Annotated in this window: 24 protein-coding genes; 6 read left to right on the forward strand and 18 right to left on the reverse strand. The window is 48.8% G+C overall.

What is annotated here, in order from left to right:
• Positions 1-110: 110 nt before the first annotated feature.
• Both KZE55_RS08035 and KZE55_RS08040 read right to left on the reverse strand, forming a co-directional pair.
• The gene (locus tag KZE55_RS08035) at positions 111-683 is read right to left on the reverse strand and encodes a DJ-1 family glyoxalase III (RefSeq protein ID WP_222258058.1); all 573 of its coding nucleotides are present in this window, start codon (positions 681-683) and stop codon (positions 111-113) included.
• Between the two features lie 18 nt (positions 684-701).
• Positions 702-1,688: an alpha/beta hydrolase gene (locus KZE55_RS08040; RefSeq protein WP_222258059.1), complete on the reverse strand. Its 987-nt coding sequence runs from the start codon at positions 1,686-1,688 to the stop codon at positions 702-704.
• A gap of 103 nt (positions 1,689-1,791) precedes the next feature.
• On the opposite strand from KZE55_RS08040, the gene KZE55_RS08045 reads away from it, so the two are divergent.
• Complete coding sequence (locus KZE55_RS08045; protein ID WP_222258060.1) at positions 1,792-3,120, forward strand: replication-associated recombination protein A; 1,329 nt, start codon at positions 1,792-1,794, stop codon at positions 3,118-3,120.
• A 53-nt stretch (positions 3,121-3,173) separates the two neighbouring features.
• On the opposite strand, the gene KZE55_RS08050 is transcribed toward KZE55_RS08045, so the two are convergent.
• The 5 genes from KZE55_RS08050 to KZE55_RS08070 all read right to left on the reverse strand — a co-directional run bounded on the left by KZE55_RS08050 (position 3,174) and on the right by KZE55_RS08070 (position 8,540).
• Positions 3,174-4,637, reverse strand: a complete 1,464-nt coding sequence (locus KZE55_RS08050) for an MFS transporter (protein ID WP_222258061.1) — start codon at positions 4,635-4,637, stop codon at positions 3,174-3,176.
• 109 nt (positions 4,638-4,746) lie between these two features.
• Positions 4,747-5,415: a type 1 glutamine amidotransferase gene (locus KZE55_RS08055; protein ID WP_222258062.1), complete on the reverse strand. Its 669-nt coding sequence runs from the start codon at positions 5,413-5,415 to the stop codon at positions 4,747-4,749.
• Between the two features lie 130 nt (positions 5,416-5,545).
• On the reverse strand, positions 5,546-6,193 hold the full coding sequence (locus KZE55_RS08060; protein WP_222258063.1) for a uracil-DNA glycosylase: 648 nt from the start codon (positions 6,191-6,193) through the stop codon (positions 5,546-5,548).
• Between the two features lie 10 nt (positions 6,194-6,203).
• Positions 6,204-7,571: a threonine/serine exporter family protein gene (locus KZE55_RS08065; RefSeq protein WP_222258064.1), complete on the reverse strand. Its 1,368-nt coding sequence runs from the start codon at positions 7,569-7,571 to the stop codon at positions 6,204-6,206.
• A gap of 90 nt (positions 7,572-7,661) precedes the next feature.
• Positions 7,662-8,540 carry a LysR family transcriptional regulator gene (locus KZE55_RS08070; protein WP_222258065.1) on the reverse strand — a complete coding sequence of 293 codons (879 nt, stop codon included), beginning with the start codon at positions 8,538-8,540 and terminating at the stop codon, positions 7,662-7,664.
• A gap of 239 nt (positions 8,541-8,779) precedes the next feature.
• On the opposite strand from KZE55_RS08070, the gene KZE55_RS08075 reads away from it, so the two are divergent.
• From KZE55_RS08075 to KZE55_RS08085, 3 genes are all read left to right on the forward strand, one after another.
• The gene (locus KZE55_RS08075) at positions 8,780-10,129 is read left to right on the forward strand and encodes an IS4 family transposase (protein WP_222257956.1); all 1,350 of its coding nucleotides are present in this window, start codon (positions 8,780-8,782) and stop codon (positions 10,127-10,129) included.
• 96 nt (positions 10,130-10,225) lie between these two features.
• A complete protein-coding gene (locus KZE55_RS08080; RefSeq protein ID WP_222258066.1) occupies positions 10,226-10,432 on the forward strand; it encodes a cupin domain-containing protein in 207 nt (68 codons plus the stop codon).
• Between the two features lie 43 nt (positions 10,433-10,475).
• Complete coding sequence (locus KZE55_RS08085) at positions 10,476-11,480, forward strand: LacI family DNA-binding transcriptional regulator (RefSeq protein ID WP_222258067.1); 1,005 nt, start codon at positions 10,476-10,478, stop codon at positions 11,478-11,480.
• A gap of 58 nt (positions 11,481-11,538) precedes the next feature.
• Here KZE55_RS08085 and KZE55_RS08090 read toward each other — a convergent pair whose 3' ends face one another.
• The 10 genes from KZE55_RS08090 to KZE55_RS08135 form a co-directional block, all read right to left on the reverse strand.
• Positions 11,539-11,745, reverse strand: coding sequence for a hypothetical protein (locus tag KZE55_RS08090; RefSeq protein ID WP_222258068.1), 207 nt, complete (start codon positions 11,743-11,745; stop codon positions 11,539-11,541).
• A 109-nt stretch (positions 11,746-11,854) separates the two neighbouring features.
• Positions 11,855-12,145: a hypothetical protein gene (locus tag KZE55_RS08095; RefSeq protein ID WP_222258069.1), complete on the reverse strand. Its 291-nt coding sequence runs from the start codon at positions 12,143-12,145 to the stop codon at positions 11,855-11,857.
• Between the two features lie 94 nt (positions 12,146-12,239).
• Positions 12,240-12,749, reverse strand: coding sequence for a helix-turn-helix transcriptional regulator (locus KZE55_RS08100; RefSeq protein ID WP_222259985.1), 510 nt, complete (start codon positions 12,747-12,749; stop codon positions 12,240-12,242).
• A 175-nt stretch (positions 12,750-12,924) separates the two neighbouring features.
• The gene (locus KZE55_RS08105; protein ID WP_222258070.1) at positions 12,925-13,716 is read right to left on the reverse strand and encodes an alpha/beta fold hydrolase; all 792 of its coding nucleotides are present in this window, start codon (positions 13,714-13,716) and stop codon (positions 12,925-12,927) included.
• Positions 13,697-15,124: a triphosphoribosyl-dephospho-CoA synthase CitG gene (gene citG / locus KZE55_RS08110; protein WP_222259987.1), complete on the reverse strand. Its 1,428-nt coding sequence runs from the start codon at positions 15,122-15,124 to the stop codon at positions 13,697-13,699. The genes KZE55_RS08105 and citG overlap by 20 nt, the downstream gene beginning before the upstream one ends.
• A 99-nt stretch (positions 15,125-15,223) precedes the next feature.
• On the reverse strand, positions 15,224-16,762 hold the full coding sequence (gene citF / locus KZE55_RS08115; protein WP_222258071.1) for a citrate lyase subunit alpha: 1,539 nt from the start codon (positions 16,760-16,762) through the stop codon (positions 15,224-15,226).
• Positions 16,752-17,657, reverse strand: a complete 906-nt coding sequence (gene citE, locus KZE55_RS08120; protein WP_222258072.1) for a citrate (pro-3S)-lyase subunit beta — start codon at positions 17,655-17,657, stop codon at positions 16,752-16,754. Before citE ends, citF begins: the two co-directional genes overlap by 11 nt.
• 2 nt (positions 17,658-17,659) lie before the next feature.
• Positions 17,660-17,953 (reverse strand): citrate lyase acyl carrier protein, encoded by a 294-nt coding sequence (gene citD / locus KZE55_RS08125; protein WP_047768218.1) that lies wholly within the window; start codon positions 17,951-17,953, stop codon positions 17,660-17,662.
• Positions 17,953-18,996: a [citrate (pro-3S)-lyase] ligase gene (gene citC, locus KZE55_RS08130; protein WP_222258073.1), complete on the reverse strand. Its 1,044-nt coding sequence runs from the start codon at positions 18,994-18,996 to the stop codon at positions 17,953-17,955. The genes citD and citC overlap by 1 nt, the downstream gene beginning before the upstream one ends.
• A 21-nt stretch (positions 18,997-19,017) precedes the next feature.
• Positions 19,018-20,166 (reverse strand): NADP-dependent malic enzyme, encoded by a 1,149-nt coding sequence (locus KZE55_RS08135; protein WP_396442458.1) that lies wholly within the window; start codon positions 20,164-20,166, stop codon positions 19,018-19,020.
• Between the two features lie 150 nt (positions 20,167-20,316).
• On the opposite strand from KZE55_RS08135, the gene KZE55_RS08140 reads away from it, so the two are divergent.
• Together KZE55_RS08140 and KZE55_RS08145 are read left to right on the forward strand one after the other, a co-directional pair.
• Entirely contained in the window at positions 20,317-21,264 is a 948-nt protein-coding gene (locus KZE55_RS08140) for a sugar-binding transcriptional regulator (RefSeq protein WP_222258075.1), read from the forward strand.
• Between the two features lie 148 nt (positions 21,265-21,412).
• On the forward strand, positions 21,413-23,023 hold the full coding sequence (locus tag KZE55_RS08145) for an IS1182 family transposase (protein WP_222257689.1): 1,611 nt from the start codon (positions 21,413-21,415) through the stop codon (positions 23,021-23,023).
• A gap of 147 nt (positions 23,024-23,170) precedes the next feature.
• Here the strand turns inward: KZE55_RS08145 and KZE55_RS08150 are convergent, their stop codons facing one another.
• Entirely contained in the window at positions 23,171-24,589 is a 1,419-nt protein-coding gene (locus tag KZE55_RS08150; protein ID WP_222258076.1) for a DASS family sodium-coupled anion symporter, read from the reverse strand.
• Positions 24,590-24,591 lie beyond the last annotated feature (2 nt).

Genomic DNA, 24,591 nt, shown 5'->3' on the forward strand with positions numbered 1-24,591 from the left:
GCTGTCAAAGATGTTACAACACAGTAAGTAAAAAGGCCGTTAGTGTCCGGAAATTTTCGAACGCTAACGACCTTTTCATACTTTTAAAGGTTATTAATAACCTCAAATATCTATTTCTGTGCCATCAAGTAGTCATAAAGCATCTCGTGCTTGATCTGCTTGGTGTCTAAGCCCAGCACCTCAGCAATTTGATAGGCAAAAGCCCATGCCGTTGCCGGGCCCCGACTCGTAATAATCTTATGACCCGCATCGACCACGGTAATGTCTTCTTTAAAGTGGGCGTTTTTAGCAACTTGGCTAATCTGTTTTTCAAAACCAGGGAAGCAGGTATAATCACAGCCGTCAAGAAGACCGTACTTAGCGAGGGCCGTTGGGGCTGCACACATTGCCGCGTCCCACTTGCCGGCAGCGTTACGCTTTTGCATCAGGTCAGCCAGATGCTGGTTAGCGCCAAGCTTTTCGGCACCACCACGGCCGCCAGGGAAGGCAACGACATCATAGTCCAGCAGGTGGTCATCAAGGGTAGTATCGCAGGTCAGCTCAATTCCGTGCGCTCCCGGAACTTGCTTATTTTCCAGGCCCACCATCGTGGTATCAACACCCATCCGGCGTAAAACATCAACGATACTTAATCCTTCAACTTCTTCACAACCGGGTGCAAAGACAACTGCTACTTTACTCACAAAAATCACCTCATGAATTTATTGATTAACAACTTTAACAACTTTTGCCATTACTTCTTCCGCCTCAGGGACCTGGTACAAAGGATAGATGTGAAACAGACGCCGACCAACGTGATAGTCAACAGGGATCCGGGCGTTTCGTAGTTTTTTAACCAGGGTGTTGACATCTGGATACATAATCTCCCGGGTCCCTACAAAGACAGTTACGTCCCGGAGCTGGTCAATGTCACCATAGAGGGGACTTACCCGAAAGTCACGGTGGTCAATGTTACCGGCCCAGAGGTTCCCAATCTTTCTTAGGCCCCAGCAGGCAAGGGTTACGTCCTTGTCCTCATATTTCTTAATCAATGGATTTTTTAAATCAAGGTCAAGCCATGGTGAAAATAGGATCAGGTGCCCTGGCTGAGGAAGCCCACGTTGGCCCAAGTATTCGCTAAAGCCCAGGGCCAGCCCCGCACCAGCGGAATCTCCCATTAAGGTGATATCACTGGCCGGGGCACTTCCGTACAAGCGGGCATAGAGTTGGCCAATCTGCTGGTAGGCACAACGGACGGTGTTGTTAGGGGCCAAGGAATAGAGGGGAACAACCACCTTGGCGCCCGTTCGTTGGGCAAGACGGTTCAGATATTCCCAGTGGGTCTTGTCTGGCTGTTGGATGTAGGCACCCCCGCACAGGTAAACAATGACCCGCTGATTACTTCCCTGTTCATTCAGGACGTAAATCGGCATTCCCGTCTGCACAAACTGCTGTACCCTAACCCCCATTGCGACGTCCGGCATCACGTAAGGCTCTTCGTTTTCCTTGGCGGCCGTCGTAAGCAGCTTATCAAAGGCCTGGGGATCCGATAATGAGTGTTTAAAGCCGCTGAGCTGAATGCCCATCTCCACAAAGGTGGACTTATTGGAACGGCTCTGCCCGCAACGGTGCAACTCTTTAATGCTGGATTCAAAGTTGTCCGCTACCCGGGTCGCAATCCCAGTACGAAATAGTTTTAATCGATCCATGCCCAGTTCTCCTTTATTTGTAAATTCCACCTTTATCGTAACACGCTTATCGATTCAATTTTGTTAAGATTTAATTTAGAATAATAGAGAAGGAAGTGTTCACATGTATCAAGAATCACTCTTTGCCCAGGGAAACCCTCAAGCGACCCCGCTGGCGAACCGTGTTCGGCCGACCAGTCTCGATGAGTTCGTTGGCCAGCAGCACCTGATTGGTCCCGGCAAGGTCTTGCGTGAATTAATTGATAACGACCAGCTCTCATCTTTGATCTTTTGGGGACCACCCGGCGTGGGCAAAACCACCCTTGCCCGGATCATTGCCCACCGGACGAAGGCCCACTTTATTACCTTCTCCGCGGTAACAAGCAGCATTAAAGACATCCGCAAGATTATGCAGGAAGCCGAGCAAAACCGCGAATACGGGGAACGGACGATTTGCTTCATTGATGAAATCCACCGTTTTAATAAGGCCCAGCAGGATGCTTTTCTTCCCTTCGTTGAGCGGGGAAGCATTATCCTGATCGGGGCCACCACTGAAAATCCATCATTTGAGATCAACTCCGCCCTCCTTAGTCGCTGCCGGGTCTTCGTCCTGAAGTCGCTAACAACAGCGGACATTGAAGAGGTTCTTAAGCGGGCCATCCACCATCCTGCCGGCTTTCCAGGCCTGCAAGTTGACTGCCAACCGGACGCCATCCACTTGATTGCTCAGTTTGCCAATGGCGACGCCCGGGTGGCGTTAAACACCCTCGAAATGGCAGTATTAAATGGTCAACGAAACGGTCAGAAGGTTACCATCACAGAGGACGACCTCAGTCAACTGATTAACACCCGATCGCTCCGGTATGATAAACACGATGAAGAGCACTACAACATCATTTCGGCCCTCCACAAGTCAATGCGCAATAGTGACGTTGATGCGGCAGTTTATTGGTGCTCACGGATGCTGGACGGTGGTGAAGATCCCCTATACATTGCCCGTCGGCTCGTCCGCTTCGCCAGCGAGGATATTGGCCTGGCAGATACCAACGCCCTAAACGTGGCTATCAACACCTTCTCCGCCTGTCAATTTTTGGGGATGCCCGAATGTGACGTCCACCTCACAGAATGTGTTATTTACCTGGCCTGCGCGCCGAAATCAAACGCCGTCTACACCGCTCGTCAGCGGGCGAAGAAGGTAATTAAAAAGACCGGTAACTTACCGGTCCCAATGCAGATTCGTAACGCTCCTACTAAGTTGATGGACAAGCTCGGCTACGGCAAAGGCTACCAGTATGCCCACGATAGTAAAGATAAATTAACAACCATGAAGACAATTCCACCAGAGATTGCTGATGAACACTTCTACCTGCCAACCGACCAGGGGCGCGAACCTCGTTTTAAAGCCCGGCTTGAACAAATTAAGCATTGGCACGAAAACCACCCTAGCAAATAAAAAGGATATGGTGCCTCACCCTAGTTGTGAGCATCATACCCTTTTTTTACTGCTTAAGAACGGTGTCGCAACGACAGTGGCACCACAATAATTAGTAAAATGACAATTAAAACAATCGCCGCAATGACAATGTTTCTGTAACCCAGGTAGAGAATCCGCCGCATTTCGGGAATCAACTCGCGCGGCAAACGACTCGCGGTCTCAGCATTTGATAATTTGTTTAGCATCTGCATCGTAATGTCACCATGGGCCATCCTAACACCTCTAAACAGTTCCTGGTTCAAGATTACCCCGTAAACCGCCGCCATAATGGTCTGGCTGAGGATCCGCAATAGGTAACCCAGGGAAGTGGCAATCGGCACATCCCGCAACTCAGCATCCGTTTGCACGCTAATCTGCAGGATGTTGAAAACAAGGCCAACCCCGAAGCCTTCAAAAGCACCCATCAAAAGAAGCATCCAGAACGGGGCGCCTTGACCGCAAACGAGGATACCGACAAAGGCAATGAAGATAGCGGCAGCCCCACAGGTTACCAGCCAGTACTTCCCCCACCGATCCTGGAGAAACGGCACCAATTCGGAACCAATAAAGTTAGTTACTGCGCCCGGGATCTGGGTCATCCCCCCAAGAAGAGCACTTAGGCCAAGAATCCCTTGGGCCCACATTGGAATGTAGGTAACAAAAGCAATGAAGGATCCCCAAATGATGATGAAGAGGAGGAAGTCAATCACCAGTTCCCGGTTCTTAAACAAGCGACTCGGAATAATTGGGTCCACTGCCCGGCTGTCAACGCGGACCATCCAGAAGAGCAGGGCCAGGCCAACTACAAAGAGGGTGCCAATCAACCAACCAGCTGCGCTCCCAATCAACTGCACCGCAACCAAAATGGTCACCAGGCTAACCACCAAGAGGGAAGCGCCTAGGTAGTCGACCGGTTTACCGGCCGCCTGCTTTTTAGGGCTCTTATAAAAGGTCCCTACCAGGGTAATAGCAACCAGGGCAATTGGGACATTAACATAAAAGACCCAGTGCCAACTGAGGGCATCAACGATCCACCCACCAAGTAGGGGTCCGATAATTGAAGCTGTCCCGAAACAGGCACTGGAAATACCCAGAACTTCTGCCCGCTTACGCAGGTTTTGGTAAATTTCTGCATAAACGATGAAGGGGATGGTGTTCATTCCCCCGGCACCGATTCCCATGACCGTCCGGGCAATGATGAACCATAGAATGTTGGGCGCGATTCCCTGAAAGACGGCCCCCACGAGGAAGAGCAGCGTGGCAGTGATGTACGCCCGCTTGTTTCCTTTGTGCTCCCCCATCTTGCTCCACAGGGGGGGCGCTACGGCCATTCCCAATAGGAAAGTAGCTACAATCCAGCCCATGTATTGTAGGCCGTGCAAGTCACTAGTGATGGCCGGCAGGGCAGTGTTGACGATTGTTGCATCCATCCCCGCCATGACATTAGAGAGGAGAAGCGCCCCCGTAACGAGTGTTCGTCGCTGATTTGCTTCCAAACGATTACCTCCTTTTTTAACCAAAACAAAGGCTGGAAAGCAGTTTTCCAGCCTTTTCATACTAATTTTTATTATAAACAAGCTAACAACAAAAGTATAATATTCCAGCTTACTTAGTGATGAAGTCAAGCAGTTTGAACATTACCTGCTTGTTTTCGTCCGGAACCCCATGGGCAATAATCTCCGCCGGCGTCTGGTGGAGGTCGTTATGGTCTAAGGGGTAGCCATTATCATTGACGGCCATTTCACGAACGTTGTCAATCAGGGGCTCAAAATGGAATTGCAAGCCAATAACGTTGTCACCCAGTAAAAAACCCTGGTTCTTTACCAGGTCACTACTGAAGATAAGCCGGGCCTGGTCTGGGACCGTGAACATTTCCTCATGCCAGTGCAGGGCAACCAACTTTTCTGGGATACCAGGAATAGCGTCACTTTGCCGGTAGATGGGTGCCCAACCGACTTCTTTATGGGGAGCCTTAGTGATTGGATAGCCTAATGTCTTAACAATCTGTTGGGCCCCGTAACAGGCCCCAAAGATTGGCTTATACTGGTCCAGCAACTTCTGGATCAAAACCCGCTCCTGCTTGATCCAAGGGAGATCATCGTTAGGACTCATGGGTCCGCCGAGAATAATCATCAGGTCCGTTTCATCAGCCGTCGGGAGGTTACCAAACTGGTAAGGGTGGTAAACATAGAAATCATGGTGGTTAAAGTGTGCCCAGTCCTGGATTGATCCCGGCCCTTCGTTAGGCGTGTGTTGCAAAACATTAACGCGCATCTGTTTTCCTTTCCATCGACGGCAAAGTTTGGTGTAGGTTTCGCCTGCAAATACCTAAGATAGAAGCATTATAACACTGTCCATCACCCATTGACAACCAATACAAAAAGTAACTGACCACCAAAAATAATCAGTTGCTTTTAATAATCTTTCCTAGCTTTTGCCAGTCTTCCTCTACCGTGGACATCAGCCGCCGGGCGTACAGGACCGCGGCTGGATGGTACATGGGAACAAGCAGGTACTTTTTCTTCGTCCACTGGTAGCCCGTGTGGTCCGGGGTGGCCTGCTGAATGGGTTGGACAATTTCTTGCCCATGGAGGTCACCAATGTTTGCGTGCGGACCCAGTAAACGTTTCAAGGCAGTATTACCGAGCGGGACGATGATTTGCGGCTGAACCGTTGCCAGTTCCCAATCAAACAGTGGGGCAAAGGCCAGTACCTCCGCCTTGGTCGGGGTCCGGTTGGGCATTTTCTCAACTACCTTGCCGGTCTTCTTATCCCGGACCCGTTTGATTGAATATGGCCGCCGACGGACAACACTGGTGATATAGGTATTCGCGCGTGAGTAGCCAATTGACGCTAAGAAACGCATTAGCTCCTGTCCCGAGGTACCAGAAAATGGAATGTTAACCTGCTCTTCATGGCGACCCGGGGCTTCACCGACGAGCATCAGGTCCGGGTGCATTGGCCCCTGCCCTGGCGTAAAGCCAGTAAGTTTCCGACCGGCTGTCCGCTTGTCCGCCTCATCTAATAGTTCTTGGGGGTACTTAATTATCATTAAACCACCCCTAACCGTTATGACGCCACTTAACGTCGGTAAGGATCCGGGCCGTAATCAGACCGAGTGGCAAGAAGATGATAATCATCAGGGCCTTACTGAACCACAAAGCCCCCACACTGATAGAAGTTAAGCCAATGTTGTACATTGCCCGGTACATGTACAGCCCCGGAACCATGATGACGATCGATGGGACAGTGATTGAAATTTGTGGGTAGCGGACCTTCTTTTTAACCACCCAGGCAAGCAATCCGGCAATCACGGCACCGATGAAGGTGGCCGCCCCGGCGGGAATAACGGTTAAGTCAACCAGTTCCAAACGGGTGGTGTTGGCCACCGCACCAATCAATCCAGCCAAAGCTGCCATCTTCGGGGTACTATTAAACATGATTGAGAAGCCAAAGACCCCGCAAAAACTGGCCGGCAGGCGCAGGAGCAAGTAGGCCAGCGGTGACAGGGCAATTGTTGGGAAGTTTTCGGGCCGCAAGTTTACCGCCATGGCAACTACCCAGCCAACCACGGTGGCCACAACCACGATCAGGGCCGCATAGGCCAAGCGTTCAAGGCCCGACCGCATGTCCAACTTAGAGAGGTCCAGACCACTGGTGATGAACGGGAACCCGGGGATGACAAAGAGCATTGCCCCGATGTAACCCGCTTCGTGGCGGGAGCTGACGTCAAAGCCCATCTGCAGGATGGTCAGTGAAAGCAGGTAGGACAAGCAGGCAACCGCCACGGCGACTCCAATCCCAGCAAACATTGTAATGTGACGATCACTCATCTTCCGCCGGACATAGTTACCTAGTCCCGCGCCAATGAAGCTGCAAAGCATTTCAACCGGGCCCCCACCGAGGAGGAAAACGAAGGCACTGCAGGCAAGCGCCGCTGCTAAACCGACTTGCCATGGAGCGTAGTTGCCCTTGGAGTGGGCAATGTTTTCCAAGCGGGCGTGAATGTCGCCGATTGTCATCGAATCCCCGTGAGTATCAAAGTCCCGAATAAACTGTTCCATGTGGGAGAGCTTCGTCGTATTGATCCCCGTTGTCGGTAGTGAAAGGGCCTGGGTGTAACTGTGGTGGGCATCCATACAGGTATACTCAAGGGAAACCAGACCAATATCAACCGAACAGGTCATCTTTAACTTCCGCGCAACAATGTTCATCGAGTCACGAACTCGCCACGCTCCGGTCCCGTAAGAGAGCATCATCAAGCCAATTCGGCCCACAATAGCTGCCCGCTCGATCAGGTTTGCTTCACTGGCCGGCGTAAAGTTATCATTCGTAAAGAAATCATGCCACGGAATAGCCATGTGGTGCTTATTCGATAGATGAGGCGTTGGCTGAAATTTGCCTGACAGCAATTCGTCGTCATTACTCATTACAATTTTCCTCCGCAAAATATCACGTAATAATGTCAATCTAATTTCACAATTACCATTATACGTCCCCTGTCAACATTGCTTAGAAAATCACTTAATCCCTTTCAATTCCTCTACAAAGGCGGTCTCGTCGGGGGTCAAAACATAGCCCTCACGAGTGGCAACCGAGATTGTAAACTTTTCCGGAAGCGGGTCCTTAATCGCAATAGAGACAATCCCGGGTTCGTTTTGCAAGGCATCCTTAGCCATCAGGCTGATTCCGAGATCCTGGCGGACAAGTTCCTTTACCCAGGAGATGTCAGGAACCTGGTAGTCACCCATCTGGGGATTGATTCCGGCATATGCGCAATACGCTTGCAAGGCGGCATGGTGGATATACTGCTGGTCATAGTTGATAAAGTACTCGTTAGCCAGCTCCTTAAAGAAGACCGCCTTGCGCTTAGCAAGGGGGTTTTGGTCACTGACAATGATGTTATAAGGCCGGGTCGTGATCAGGCTGGCAAAGATTCCTGGCTGGTTGATCAGGTGGTTGGACCCTAAAACAGCAATGTCAATCTTCCCCTCTTGCAGGCGGTTCAGTAGTTCGTGGGACCCGACTGATACAATTTTCAACCGCTGCATGATGTTTCCCGGAGTCTGCTGGACAATCTTTGAGATGTACATTTTACCGATGATGGGCGGGAGGCCGAAGCGAATCTGCCGCTGGTTGGCCCGGCTGATTTCCTGGTGCATTAGCGAAATTTTCTTATTAATCACCTTAGCGTTTTCAAACAGCATCATCCCACTCCGGGTGACCATCTCGTCGCGGTGGACCTTATCTTTACGAATGAGTTTCGTGTTAAATTCACGCTCCAGCCGCTGAATCGACTGGGTGATTGTTGGCTGTGACACCTTGAAATGCTTTGCTACCTGGGTGTAATTCTTGTATTTCACCAGGGCCACAAAATATTGGAGGTCACGGGTATTCATGGTTCTCATCCCCTTTAAGTTAAATACTACGCTAAAACCGTCAAAAAGGAAAAGCTTATGATAAGACGAACTGGTACGATTCGCTATATAATAGTAGTTAAGATAACTGAAACTTGAAAGCCCTGAATTGCAATGAAATCATTGTGGTTCAGGGCTTTTGGACGAAAAAAATAAAAAACGCAAGAACTCTTACGCTATACTTTAAGTGTCAAAATCAAAGTAGAAAAGAGTCTTGCGCTATGCAAATTATAAACCATTTCAGTACTGAAAACGATTCTCAAAACATTATTTCTCACTTCTTAAGCCTAATTGGTCTAGCTAAGCTAACTCACAGGGTGAATTTTAAGCGTCACTCATTATGTTCATTGAAAATGATCGTAGCTTGGTTAATGACAGCTCATTTTGAGCGTCTTTCGATCAATCGTGCTCATCCAGATTGCCATTTTACCCCAAGAACGGCACGGAATGTTTTGAATGATGGCCGTATTAACTGGCAGAAATTAGTCTGTTTAGTAGCGATTCAATTAATTCGCATCTTAACCCCGTTTATTGATGGTCGACGTCGTTTGGCATTAGTGCTTGATGATACTCTGTTAGCACGTCGTTGGTCCCAAAAGACTGAATTATTAGCCAAGACCTATGACCACGATAAGCACGAGTATGTAAATGGTTACCGTGGCTTAACTCTCGGTTGGAGTGATGGTAATACTTTTTTGCCTATTAATTTTGCTTTAATGTCAACTCACCAGCCTGCTAATCTGATTGGATGCTTAGCGCAGATTACTGACCAACGTCAAATTGCCGGTCAAAGAAGGGCTCAAGCTCAACGCCCAATGAACCAAGTGGCTCTAGAATTGATTAGACAAGCGCAAACACTAGGCGTGTCAGCTAAATACGTCCTTTTTGATTCTTGGTACAGTTCGCCGAAGATGTTTTGGCAACTCGCTCAGCTTCAGCTTTTTGGTGTGGGTATGCTCAAACGCAGCGCAAAAGTCTATTATCGATATCGTGGTCGTCACTATAGCATTAAGGGTCTTTATCAACGTTTAGCAGCTTCTAAAATGAATTGTCGGCATCACTATCTTTACAGCAGTGTCATTCAAGCCCAATATCATGGCCATCAGTTTCCGCTAAAAGTGGTTTTTGTATCCAAAAAGGGGCACCGTCAGGACTACCTAGTTTTAGCGACCACTAACTTAGCTATGCGGCCAGAAGAAATCATTCAATTGTACGGACGCCGCTGGCAAATTGAGACCTATTTCAAAGCTGCTAAGCAGTATTTAGCTCTTAATCGATCACAAATTCAAAGTTACGACGGTCAATGTGGTTATATTGCCGTCACCATGATTACTTATGACTTATTGGCTTGGCAAGAACGACTTAATACTGATGATCGCACAATTGGTGGACTCTTTTACATTATGAATCAAGCACTGCCAGATATTCGTTTTATGGACGCATTGGTCTACTTATTTCATGAACTGGGTCGAGCTGAGCTCAGCCTAACTGATCACATTGATGACATCATTAATCGATTCATAGCTCAGTTGCCAATAACGATCCAAAAAGCATTGAATACTGGCATCTAAAAGTCTAATTTAGGCTGAGAAAAGCCGAAGCTGACGCAGCTCCGGCTAGTTTTCGTGCTTTCAAGTTTCAGTTAAGATAACAAAGGAGGAGCGCTCATGGGTCTTTCAAAAGCAATCAGTTCTTATTTTGACCAACTTATTTACGCCATTGGTAACTACCACTACAACTGGCATCCCGCAATCGAGCTATTACTGGTGATTCAGGGACAGATAATTGTCAACGTTGACGGTCACCAGTACCAGCTTGCCCCAGCTGACATGGTCCTCATTAACGCCAACCAGGGGCATGCTACTTTGGTATGAAGGAAAACTAAACGTTTACTGACTTACTAAGGGAGGAACCACCATGGCCAGTATCAGGCAGATTGCCAAAATCACGGGGTTTTCTCCGGCAACCGTCTCCCGGGTCCTCAACCACGACCCACAATTAGCCGTCAAGAATAGTACGCGGCGGTCCATCACCCAAGCAGCCCACCAACTGGGCTACCAGGCTGGGCACCTTTCACAGATTGCGGCAATGAACCTGCAGCAAAGCCAAATTCTCGTTCTCCAAGTACCACAGGATCCCACCCGCACCTACTTCTCTACCATCAACCAGGGGATTAGAGATGAGGCCGCATTGCACGGCCTGACCATCGGGAAGTGGCTAACCATCCCCGACCAGGCTTTCTCATACCGCAGCGCTCAAAAGTTCCAGGCCGTGGTCCTGATTGGCGTTTTTGAACGGACCTTTCTTGAGCAGCTTTACCAGTATAACCAGAATTTAATCATCATTGATGACCACCGTTACTTTGCCAATTATGACCTGGTCCGTAACAATTACGAAGCGGCCACTGCGGCAGTATTAAACCGGCTTTACCAGCTTGGCCACCGGCGAATTGCCTTTATTGGCGGCAGTGGGTACTCACTGAAGAAAGACGGCCACCACGGTGATAAAATTACTGATATCCGGACCAGTGCCTACCAAAGGTGGATGCAAGCTCACCACCTCGCGGCCCATACTTATGAGACCAGTTGGCACGCTGAGGAAGCGGCCCGGGCCATGGATGAAATCCTGCAGAGTTCCCTCCGATTTGACGCCGTCTTGACCGCCAGTGATATTTTAGCGGCGGGCGTTTACCGGGCGACCGAGCAGCACCAGGTTGCGATTCCACAATCCCTGGCGGTGGCCAGCTTTGATGACAGCCAGCAGGCCACCCGCTTAACACCGGCCCTTTCCTCTGTTCGGCCCCACAGCTATGAGATGGGAAAAATGGCGGTTCGACTTGCCCTGGAACGGCTGCTTGAGCACCGGAGTGTCCCCGTTCAGACAATTCTACCGGCTAACTTTATTGAACGTCGCAGCATTTAAGTAGCGTAGTATCCAAAGAGGCCTTCAGCACGCGGATTCCCGAATGCTGAAGGCCTCTTTATTTAATTCGACTAATTTGGATCTGCTGCTTCTTCAAGAAGAGATGGTCGACCTGGTAGCCGTAGTCTAATAGTTCCTTCTTATACCTCAGAAAAGAATGGTCGAGCGGAACGCCCGCAATCTTTTCGACCGCACTAAAGGGAATCATTAGGCGATCCTGGCCACAATCTGCAATGTATTTCCATAATTGATCATACTTACTCATTTTTAACGCCTCGCAATTCTCGTAACCTCCCTGGTGATGGTCACTTAATTATTGCTTCCACATCTTTTTTACTGACGACGGTGTTTCTTGAAGGAGATGCTCATAAAACTCAACTTGCATCCTCATTCTCCTTTGTCTGGCTTAAATATACTTGGTGGCTCCGCGGGAATTCGCGTTTGAACGCACTTGTTACCGCATGCTTAGCTTTTCCACCGGCTAAGCAGTAGGTTTGCTTGGCATCCACGTAGCCCCGCTCAATCAGGATTAGGGTTTCATCCCCGGCCTCAACCGTCAAGGAACGATCCTTCTTTTTAGTCAATAGGTAGATTCGTTGGTTAGTAGTCCCCTTCAGTGTCCGTTTGAGAATCGCTTTGGCCTGTTTAATTGGTATCTCACGCATCCAACCAGTCTTTTCCTACTCAATTCAATGATAATTTCCCGGGAAATCATTCTTAACCATTGCACTTTTATCCAATTCAGTATAGCACAGTCCATTAGCCCTGCCTATTCTTGTCTACCCGGCTGGCCGTTAGCGGGAACTTACGGTCAAGTTTTGGGTCAACCCTCTTGATTGTCAGCCATTTCTTCAGCGGCACCATTATGATCCAGGCACCAATCCAAAACACTCCCATTAAAGAAGAGTATATATCACTGTGGACCAGTGGAAACAATGCTCCCCACGCCATCATTACGATGATGAAAATGGCATTGTAGAGGTGTTTAAAGGTCCGGAACTCTTCGTGACGGGCCTGAAGCTGGTACTGCAATTGCTCATCGGCTGACTGAATCTTTTCCTCCTGCTCCTGGCTGGTATCGGTGTGCGGGAAGAGGTCGCCCACCTCAACCCCCAGCGCACCGGCCACCAGGTTCAAAGTTGAGATGCTGGCATCGTCCCCGGCCTCCAGTCTTTGAATTGTTCTCACTGACACCTGAGCCTTCTCTGCTAACTGCTCCTGAGACAAGTGGCAAGCAGTCCGCAACTCCTTAATCTTATTTTTTACCATCACTATCATCTCCTCCTTAATCTCCAGTCCTATGGTAACAGTTTAGGAGGGCGTTTAACACGACAATCACCCGTCAGTTAGCCGCCACCTACCTGACAGTTAACCGCCAAAGTCAAAAGGCCGCTAGTATGCGGGATCATGAACCCGTCCACTAGCGGCCCTAAAGAAACGCCACCTACTTATTTTCTTTTAAGAATTCATCCATTACCTGATTAAACCGGCCCGCCTGCTCGGCCATCACCACGTGACCGGTCTGGTCAATTGCCTGGTGGGATACAAAATCGGGGTTGGCCGCCTGCATCACGTCCGCAAACCGACCGTCAAAGTACGGGCTCTGATTAGCCGTTACCAGTAGCAATGGAACCTTTGCCCCTTCAATTGCCGACCGCCGATCCCTTTTGGCGTGGTCATACAACAGGGGAAGGTTTTCTGCCCGCACGAAGGGAAACATGGCCTTCTCAGGTGCCAACTTATCCAGCACCTGTTTTGGCACCCCGTTCAAGGTTTCGCGGACATTCCCGTGTTCTCTTAATTTCAACCGGTAGGAGGCGCGGGTGATGTCCATGTAGCCATAGTGCCACTGTAGTGTATTGATCATCTTCGGTGATTGGTCAACCGCAATTGCCCCCCGAAGCGGAAAATCGGGGTACTGCTTTAGGAAGCCATAAATCTCTGCCGCCCCCATCGAGTGGCCAATCAAAAAGGGCCGGTCAATTTTTAAACCCACTAATAGTTCATGGAGGTCATCAATCAGTCGGTCAACTGAATCCAGGTCCGGGGTATGCCCTGACACCCCGTGGTTCCGCTGATCATAGGTAATCACTTGGTAGCCCTGTTGAACCAATTCCGGGACCTGCAGGCACCAAATCTGCTGGTAGCCACCAAAGCCGTGGATCAGGACGACCGGCTGTCCACTACCCGCGACCTGGTAATTGAGTTGGATACCATCACTCGTTTGAAAGTCCATCAGCTAATTCCTCCTTTACGAATGTCAAGAAAACCGTCAAGATGACTAAGTCGGCCGTTCCACCCAGGCTAAGGTGACGACGACTAAATTCTTGTTCCAGGTCATTCAACAATGCCCGACCTGCTGCAGTGGTAGTCCCTCCAACGGCCAGGCATTCGTCAACCTGCTTATCCTTCCACTGCAAGATGGCAGGGCCCCCGGCCCGCTTAATCAGGGTCGAATCCTCAGTGTGGCGGGCAAGGACCAGGAGGGCCTGCACGATCCGCGTATTCCAGTTTCCGGTAGTCTTAAGCATCGTCGGCAGGCCATACTGAAAGACGGTCGGGTAACCGGCCTGAGCCTCCCCACGGATCCCCGTCAGTCCGTACTTACGGTACTGCTGCTCACCGGCGGTCTCATCTTCCGCATCCGGCAGCTTCTTCAAATCATCCTTAACCAGGTCAACCAGCGCGTCCTTAACTACCGCCTGAATATCGGCCAGGTCAACCTGCCCCAACTTGCGCCAGCTCGCTGCGGTAGCCATTACCAGAATGCCGAGAGAAAAGACGGCCCCCTTGTGGGTATTGACCCCCTTGGTGGCCGCAAACATGTCCTGTTCAGCGACCTTGCCAAATTCACGCAGTTCGTTAAACATCAGTGGGTAGTCGGCCGTATTGGCATTCATCCCCACTTCCGCGGCCTGGTGGAGGTATCTGCGGAGAGAAACAGCGCTATTAATGAAGGTAAAGGCATCCATGTCAGGATGGGCACCGTGTTCGACCGGGTCAACCAAGCCCGGTTTGGGCCAAGCCATCACTTCATACATGAGGGCCCGCTGGGCAAACTGAACTAAACGGTCACTGGCTACAGACCGGCGCGCCACCGTCAACGCCGCGACAATCAGCTTATTAACTGCCGCCTGGAGTTCTGCCACTGAGTGGCGACGGGACCGTCCACACTCCTTAGCCGGTCGCCCACAGACAAAGCACCGCCGGGCCGGCTGACCAGAGTCTGCCCGGGAGAGGGGCCGAACCTGGCCATCTTCCTTGACCAACACATCAAGGTCAAAGAGACGGTTACTGGCACCTGCCTCCTCAAAGGCTGTCGTCGCTGTCTTAACAACGGGAGCGGCCGCCTTCACCAGGTAAAAGCGCTCGGGCCCGGTTCCGGCATCAAGCCACTGGCCCTTCTGGTAAAAGAGGATCCCAGCTTGTCGCCACTGGCGTTCAAGTTGGTTGAGCCCCACAATAAAGAACTCCTTGATGGCCGGGTTATTCTTGATGGGCCCAGGAATGTTAAGTTTGGCCGCCACCACGGTCATTTCTGAATAGTCAGCTACCAGGCGGCGTTGGACAGCTGCCCGGTGGTCCTTATTGGCTAAGACAGCCGGAATATCCTGTTTTTCCCCGTTTGTAAAAATGTTCTTCATCATAGACTCCTTTGTTTTTTTGCTACCTCCATTATATGTATAAAAAAGGTTGGGGAACACTTTCTCCAACCTCTTTTTTATTTTATGTGTTGGCCTTAACTAGTCCTTGATTTGCTTTACTTCGTCAATCAAGGTCCCGTCACGGTATTCAACCAGGGCAACAGTCCGGTCGGTGTATTCGATTGGCTTTGGCTTACCAACGATGCCTTCAGCCCGTTTTTGCAGTTCTTCGATTGAAACCAGCGGAATGCTTGGGGCCTTCTTGAAGGCTTCAATTAAGTCCTTCCGGGCCGGGTTAACAGCAACCCCAACTTCGGTAACCAGGACATCAATGGATGAACCTGGAGTGGTGATGGAGTTAACGGCAGGAACAACCGTGGCAATCCGTCCACGGGTCAGTGGGGCAGAGATAATCGTCATCTTGGCAGTACCGGCGTCTTGGTGACCACCAACGGCCCCACGGATAACACCGTTAGAACCGGTCAGCACGTTGACGTTAAAGTCGGTATCAATTTCCAAAGCGGACAGAATAGCAATGTCTAGTTGGTCGACCATCGCACCCTTGTTGTCTGGGTCAGCGTACCATGAACCGTCAATTTCGGTTTGACCTGGGTTGGACTTCATGCTGGAAGCGGCACCCTTGTCAAAGTCTTGCACGTCCATAACCTTCTTGACCAGCCCTTCTTCAAGCAGCTTGACAATTGGTGAAGTCGTCCCACCACAAGTGAAGGAAGCCTTGATATCGTTGTCCAACATGGATTGACGCAGGAAACGGGTAACGGCCAGTGAAGCACCACCAGTACCAGTTTGGAAGGAGAAGCCGTTCTTGAAGTATGGTGAGTTGACGATGACGTCGTTAACCATCTTGGCAATCTTCAATTCCTTCGGGTCCTTAGTGAACCGGGTCGCACCACTACCGATCCGATCAGGGTCACCGACTTTGTCGACCTTAACAACGTAGTCGACTTGGGTCTGTTTGATGGAAGCCGGCGCGTTTGGGTAGTCAACGATGGTATCAGTCAGCAGAACTACCTTGTTAGCGTATTGGGCGTCAACTAAGGCGTAACCAAGAGAACCAAGGGCGGATTCACCGTTCATCCCGTTGGCGTTCCCCATCCGGTCAGCATTTGGTACACCGAGGAAGGCCACGTCAATCTTGATATTACCGTTTTCAATCGAACGAGCCCGGTTACCGTGGGAACGGAAAATTACCGGATTCTTCAATAAACCATGAGAAACGGCTTCACCTAGGCTGCCGCGCATTCCAGAACTGGTGATGTTAGTGATGGTCCCAGCCTTGATGGCTTCGATTACCTTGTCATTCATGACCCCGGTCAGAGAAGATGGTGCTAAAGTTAAGTCCTTGTATCCCATCTTGATAATCTTGTCCATCACCATGTTGAAGACGTAGTCCCCGTTACGGAAGTGGTGGTGGAAGGAAATGGTCATGCCGTCCTTCAGGTTGTCCTTAATAACTTGGTCCAAGGAGTCAACCAGCTTATCGTCACCCTTTGTGACCCGGACATCGTGGCCGGTGTAGTGAACAGTTGGGTGGCCGATTTCAGTAGTTTCGAATGGCTTGTAGTTCGTTGAGTTTAGAATTTCGTCTGAGATTTCACGACCGACATTATTTTTCAATGTATTCACCCTCCTCATTAATCAGGTTGGAAGCCTTGGCTAAGCGGATAACCCGTTGTGCACGCAATACAACTGGGCGGTCAACCATTTGACCGTTCATGGAAATAACACCAGAGCCCTTTTGGTGAGCTTCCTCAATGGCTGCTTCAACGTCCAGGGCGTTTTCAATTTCCTTCTTGGTTGGTTCGTAAACCTTGTTGACCCAGTCGATTTGCCGTGGGTTAACAAGGGACTTACCGTCAAAGCCAAGTTCGTGGATATGTTCAGTTTCCCGTTGGAAGCCTTCGATATCGTTCATATTGGTGAAGACAGTATCGAAAGCGGCAATCCCAGCGGCACGAGCAGCATGGAGGATCATGTTGCGGGCAAATTCAAGTTCAGCACCATCTGGGTAACGATGGGTCTTCATGTCGGTAGTATAGTCCTCGGCAGAGAGGGCCAGACCAATCATCCGGTCGGTACTTGCGGCGATTTCCGGAGCGTTCAAAACACCCTTGGCACTTTCGATAGCGGCCATCACATGAGTGGAGCCTGGTTTACGACCAAACTTCTTTTCAGCTTCTTCAACAACCTTAACCAGGTCGAGCATCATTTGAGCAGATTCAACCTTGGGCAGACGAACGACTTCGATGCCGGCCTTGACCATGGCATAAACATCGTTCTTAAAGTATGGGGTGTCAATCCCGTTGACCCGGACAACTAATTCGGAGTCACCGTAGTCTTGGGTTTGCAGGGCTTCGTAAACCAGCATCCGCGCAGCATCCTTTTCTGACATGGAAACGGAGTCTTCCAGGTCAAACATAATGGAGTCAGCACCATAGATACCAGCATCCTTAACCATTCCGGCGTTGTTCCCCGGAACAAACATCATGGTCCGACGTAAACGTTCTTCCATTATTAAAATACCTCCCAGTCTGGTTGATCAGTAGTTTCTAGGGCCCGTTGTGCGGCAGCCATGGTCCGTGCCTTAACAACACAGTCCAAAGCGCCCTTATCAACGGCTTTTACGTTGGCATTTTTAATCCCGTAGGCTGCCAAAGTATCAGTGATCACCTTGCGGATTTGATCGCCGTAGAGTTCTTCAACCGAGGAATCAAGGTCGATATTAACCCCATTATCACCCTTGCTCAGGGTAATTTGGATATCGGATGATTCCAGAGTTCCTGCTAATGCAGTCTTCTTAATATCCATTATTCTAAACTTCCTTCCTTAATGCGTGCTCTGAGATCAGACCAGTTATTTTGAACAAATGAGAGCGTAGATTGTGGAACGTATTTTTGCACCACCGCTAATTCATCATTAGCAATCGCTGCTCGTACCTTCGTTGCCGAGATCACATCATCGTTGGCGTTGCTAGCGCGCTCGATAATCTTAACTTCAACATCAGGTGGTAGAACCCTAGTTAATTCTTGGTTGTAAATATCAGTTGTTTTGGAGAAGGGCTCGCTGCCCACGTAACGGCGGGTAATATTTAGCGGACCGGCGACCTGCTGCTTGAACAGCTGGGCATCGAGGGCCGCCTGAAAGTGAGCGACGTCCTGGTTATCCTTCAAAAAGTAGGCCGGAAAGGTGGCATAAGAAACCATGTAACTGTCGCCCGGCACCACCGTGACGTTTGTCAGGTCGTGGCAACCCGCTTCGACTAGCTTAAAGCGCTCGTCAAAGGTAAAGAGTGACGCCTCCTGGCTAACCACAAAAACATAGACATGGTCGTTTTCTCGACTTGCCTGTTCCACCAGGTAACGGTGACCGTTAGTGAAGGGGTTGGCGTTCATGACCACCCCGGCAATTCGGCTATCGTCCTGGTCGGTAAAATGAGGCAATCCTTTGATGTAATCATGGACATCCGGGGTCCCGGCCTCGAGGATGGCCCCGTCTTCCACCTGAGCTAATACGTGAAAGCCAACGTAGCCAAAGCTTTGCACATACTGCGGCTTGGTGAAGACGAAGAGGTGGAAGCGCCCCATCGTGGCAGCCTCGTTGACTAGATTACTAACCAGTTGGTTGAAGGTCTCACCATGCCCCTTAACCTTGGAACAAACCGCGATGTACTTCAAAACGTTACCGGCAATTGAACCGGTCGCCATGATTTCCCCGTCATCTTCCCAGACAAAGGTGTGTTCAACCTGGTCCGTTTCCTTCGGTGAAAAGGTGGTGATCCCCGTCTTCTCCAGGAACTTCCGCCACTTATTGAAATTTCGCTTGATATGGATGTTGATCTCGCGAATCTCCATCAACGTCCCTCCTCGTTTTAATTATTTACTTGCTGCGTAGTCGCGAACGGCCTTGGCTACGGTGTCAACCACACCTTTATCAAAGACGCCCGGAACAAAGTGGTCAGCGACTGGTTTAGGAACCAGACTAGCAATTCCTTCGGCAATCGCCTTTTCTAGACCATAGTCAACCTTGTGGAGGTCCGTTGCTAGCAGGCCCTTGTAGAGGCCAGGGAAGACCAGAATATTGTTAACCTGGTTCGGGTACTGACTCGAACCGGTGGCCATGATCTTGACCCCAGCATCATGAGCCACTTGGGGGTCAATCTCCGGCTTCGGGTTAGCCAGGGAAAAGATAATTGGGTTGTCCGCCATTGTCTTTACCTGCTCCGCACTTAAAACGTCGGCGTCAGACAGACCGATGAAGACGTCCCGGCCCTTGACCGCCTCGTCCAGATTTGCATAAGCCGTTTGGTCACTACTCTGCTTAACCAGGTCCGTCTGGAAGTGGTTATATTCCTTACTGCCAGCGTGCACAGGACCATTGATATCAACAAAGGTGATGTTTTTAATGCCGGCAGCAAAGAGAAGACGGGCAGTTGCAACCCCGGATGCTCCAACCCCGTTAACAACGACTTTCAGGTCGGTGAGCTTCTTACCAGCTACCTTTGCGGCGTTGATCAGGCCGGCCAGAACAACAATTGCCGTCCCTTCTTGGTCGTCATGGTAAACCGGGATATTGACTTCCTTGGCTAGCTTCTCCTCGATTTCAAAGCAGCGCGGCGCGGCAATATCTTCGAGGTGGAAACCGGCAAAGGATTCCTGCATATTCTTCAGAGTTGCCACAACTTCATCTGGGGAAACCTGCTCGACCGTCAGTGGAATGGCGTTCACACCAGAGAGGTCCTTATATAGCAGAGCCTTTCCTTCAACAATTGGCAATCCACCGGCAGGGCCGATGTTTCCTAGGCCAAGGACTGCGGAACCATCTGTCACCAGGGCCACTAATTTCCCGCTCATCGTGTACTTATCCTTCAATTCTGGATAACGCTCAATCAGCTTAGAGATTACGGCAACACCTGGCGTGTAGGCTTCACCTAATTCTTTCTTGTTGTGAACCGTAAATTCTGGTGAAATTGCCAGGACACCGTGGTGTTTTGCGTGTAGTGACAGTAATTCTTCATCTTCCATTAATAACATCCTCCAATCACTACTACCATCTTACAATGTTTTTAAAATATTGCAAATATTAGATTATATTTTTAAATATTTAAAAATATTTTAAGTGGATAAGATGCTATAATCTAAAACAAAGACTTTATAGTAAAGCGGGGAAGAAAAATGGATGCAGAACACAACCAGCTCCTGGCCGATCTTGCGCAAGACTACTACTTAAGTAAGATGGCCATCAGTGACATTTCAAAAAAGTACCACTTAAGCCGCTACCTAATCATGAAATACCTAGACGAAGCACTGAGTTCCGGAGTCGTCAGCATTAATATTCATACTAACTATGATCGTAACGATAAGTTGGAACGCGCACTGAAACGGCACTACCGGGTTAAGAACTTAGCCGTCATCAAGGATCCTAGCAACCCCCTTGACCGGGACGAAATCATTGCGACCTTTGCCGCTAACCAGGTCCAGTCATTGATCAGCAATTGTCATACGGTGGGCCTAACTTGGGGGGAAACAATCTACACCATGCTTGACCATTTCAACAGACAAACGGCTAAGCAACTCACCTTTACCCAGTTCATGGGGGAAAACATGAAATACCATTCTTCGGCCGCCTCCATGCGGATGGTCCAGAAAGCCGCCGCCCGTTACGATGCCCCTTACTGTACCATCCCCGGGCCCTTATACGTGATTAACGACCAGGCCCGCCAGGCTCTTTACCAGGAACCAGCATTTACGGAGGCGTTTCACACCGCTATCCAGATGGACATGGTGGTTTGTGGTTTAGGGACCCTTCAATCGGTAAATAGTATTCCGGCTTGGCATGACCACATCAAGGAAATTTTCCCGGGAGTCAATACTAAAGCTGTTGCCGGAATGGCATTCGGTCGGCCCTTTGATATTAATGGTCACTTCCTCGTTAACGGGAAAACCGACAAGACCCTCTCAATTCCCTTAGCCGCAATTGAAAGAGTTCCCCGCCGGATTGCCATCGTCCAGCGCAAATCCAAGTACCAGGCAGCAATGGGCGCTTTGGCCGGTCAGTTTTTTACCGACATGATTATGACTGAATCGGTCGCCATTAGAATTACCGAAGCATTAGATATTTAAACAAAAGAGGCTGGGAAAAAACTCCTAGTCCAAAGCAAAAACCGGATGATGAATTTTTTGAACAATTCATCATCCGGTTTTTATGTACACAGGAAATCGTTCCTGATATGATGTAATTACCACAAAACAACCCAAAGGAGCGATTTTCATGTATCAAAATTATACCATAGGACAAACCGAATTCGTACTAAGCTATAACTATGATTTACCACAAAATCATATTGCGCGGCTAATTAGTGATTTTGTCGACTCGATTCCACAAAATGTGCTATTAGAAGATTCAGGAGCGGCTACCGGCCGCCCTTCATCGCATCCAGCAATTATGCTTAAGATTCTCTTGTTTGCCTACGCACGTCAAACTTATTCTGGAAGAAAGATTGAAATGATGTTGGATGAGAACCTGCCAATGCGTTGGTTAGCTCATGATTATGCTTATAGCTACCATACCATTAATAACTTTCGACGCAGTCAGCACGCTAGTAAGCTAATTAAACATGCCTTTGTTTACTTTACCATGGCTTTGAAAGATCACGGACTAATTCAAAATGATGCAGTTTTTATCGATGGGACCAAGGTAGAAGCCGATGCCAATAAATATTCATTTACTTGGCGACGGGCAGTTGAAAAGTATCACGCTAAGTTAAGAGAAAAGACGAGTAAGCTTTATGAGGAACTAGTAGAAAAACAAGTGGTGCAAGAAATGGCACCCGAGCTGGTTACTTCTGCCGAAGGCATGGAAGTAATGGAACAAGAACTTGCGGAGAAAATCACTAAGTTAGATGAAGAGATTAAGCAAGAACCAAAAATCATCAAAGGTGGTTCAGTTAGAAAACGGCGCCGTCGTTTTCTAAAAAAACTTCGCCATCAATTAAGCAACGACCTAATTCCGCGTGCCAAAAAGTATGAACGTGCCGAAGATATCTTCCAAGGTCGTAATAGCTATTCCAAGACTGATCATGATGCGACTTTTATGTGTATGAAGGAAGATCCGATGATGAATCGGGAGTTAAAGCCCGGCTATAACCTGCAAATCGCTACACATAAGCAATTTGTCCTTGATTACGGGCTCTTTTCAAATCCAACTGACACCAGGACCTTAGTGCCATTCCTTACCCAGTTTCATGCTTTAGATTTCTTTAAGCATATCGTTGCCGATGCCGGTTATGGTAGTGAGTACAATTACACAATGATTCTTGATCAGTTTGAAAAGCAGCCTGTTATTCCATACACAACTTATCAAAAGGAACAGAAACATAAATTTAAAAACGATCCAACTAAATCACAAAATTGGCAGTATAATGCCGAAGATGATTACTACATCGATCATTTAGGAGTTCGCTTTAGCTTTTATCGGTATAGTAGGCGAACCGATAAATATGGTTTCGAACGTGATTTCAAACTCTATCGAGCGGATAAGCACCAACTGTCAGAACAATTGGATGAGTTGGCAAAAACACCAAGTGGTCGGCAACGCTATATGCAGGTTAACCCAACGTGGAATTATTACAAGGCTAAAGTAAAAGCAACCCTCTCAAGTGACGAAGGCAAGGCAATTTATCGTCGACGAAAGTTCGACGTTGAGCCAGTCTTTGGTCACATGAAGAGGGATTTTGGCATACGCCGAACTCATCTACGCGGACAACGGGCTGTGGAAAATGACATTGGGCTAGCCTTGATGGCATTAAATCTAACGAAATTTGGTCAATCAATTAGTCGATTGGCGACTAATTTTATAAATAATTTAAAATCCGGACTATGATTTTTGAATCGATCAAAAATTATAGTCCGGATTTTACTGTTAGAGAACCAAGAATTAATAGTTAATTCCCAGCCTCTTTCTTTTACTACTGGAAAGCAACTTACAAATTAATCCTATTCAGTAGCAAACAAACTATTCAATTACAAATTACCAGAGGCCGATAACCTTCATCCAGAGGGAACCGATACCACAGAAGACAACCAGATATAAAAGTCCCAGTACGAAGTTCATCTTCCACCATGCAGCTTGGGTAACGTAGCCAGTACTAAACAGTGCTGATGCTGGACCGTTTGCATAGTGGGTCGTTGAACTGTACGCCGCCGCCGTGAAGCAAAGCAACATTGCCGCCAGCATTGATGGTACCCCAGCAGCCATGGCAACACTGAGGAAGGCGCCAAACATTGCGGTAACTTGGGCTGTCCCTGAGGCGAAGAAGTAGTGAGCGTAGAAGTAAATCAAAATCAAGATGAGCATGATTACACCCCAACTCATCCCGTTCAGTGAGTGGCTAATAGTCTTGGAGAACCATGGGATAATTCCTTGCTTGTTCAGTTGGTCAGCCAAGAAGATCAAAACGGAGAACCAAACAACAACATTCCAGGCACCAGTTTCGTTAAGAACATCTTTAACAGTTAAGATACCGGTCAGCAATAAAAGGGTAACAGCGATAAAGGCAACGGTTGTCGCATCCATGCCGACAAAGCTTGAAATCATCCACAAAACAATGGCGATGACGAAGATGAGTAACATCAACTTTTCAGAAACTTTCATCGGGCCCATTTCCTCAAGTTGCTTGTCAGCCCATTCACGGGCGTTAGGTGTTTCCTTGACTTCAGGTGGATACATCTTGTAAATAATCCATGGAACTAGTACCAGGCAGATAATGCCCGGTACGATTCCAGCAAGAAACCAAGTAAACCAACTAATATTAACGCCTAACTGTTTAGCTAGGCCAACGGCAACGATGTTCGGTGCCATAGCCGTCATGAACATTGCACTCGTTACGATATTGGAGTGGAATTCAGTGAAGAGCAGGTATGAACCAATCTTACGCTGGGTTCCTTCCTTTGGCGTGGAGTGAAAAGTGTTGGCTAATGAATCAATAATTGGGTAAACAATTCCCCCGGCACGCGCCGTATTACTTGGCGTCGCTGGTGAAGTTACCAGGTCAATACCGGCCAGCGCATAACCCAAACCAAGGGTGTGACGGCCAAACCACTTAACAAACAACAGGGCAACCCGATGGCCAAGACCAGTGTTGATAAAACCACGGGCAATTAAGTATGCCATCGCGATGGTCCAGGGAGTTGTATTACCGAAAGCAGTGATTGCTTCCTTCATTGGTACGACCCCGAACAGCGTAGTTAGGGTAAAGCCAATTAAAGCAACCCCAGCAATTGGAAGCGGCCGAGCGATACAACCAATAATCGTCGCGATGAAGATTGCTAGTAAGTGCCACGAGTTAACGCTCAGTCCTGCCGGACGGATTGGGGCACTAAACCAGATAATTAAACCGATTAATAGAGGCCAAATAAAGCCCTTATAATTTACCTTTGCTAATCTCATAA

The organism is Limosilactobacillus panis (genome assembly GCF_019797825.1).
GTDB classification, from domain to species: Bacteria; Bacillota; Bacilli; order Lactobacillales; family Lactobacillaceae; genus Limosilactobacillus; species Limosilactobacillus panis_A.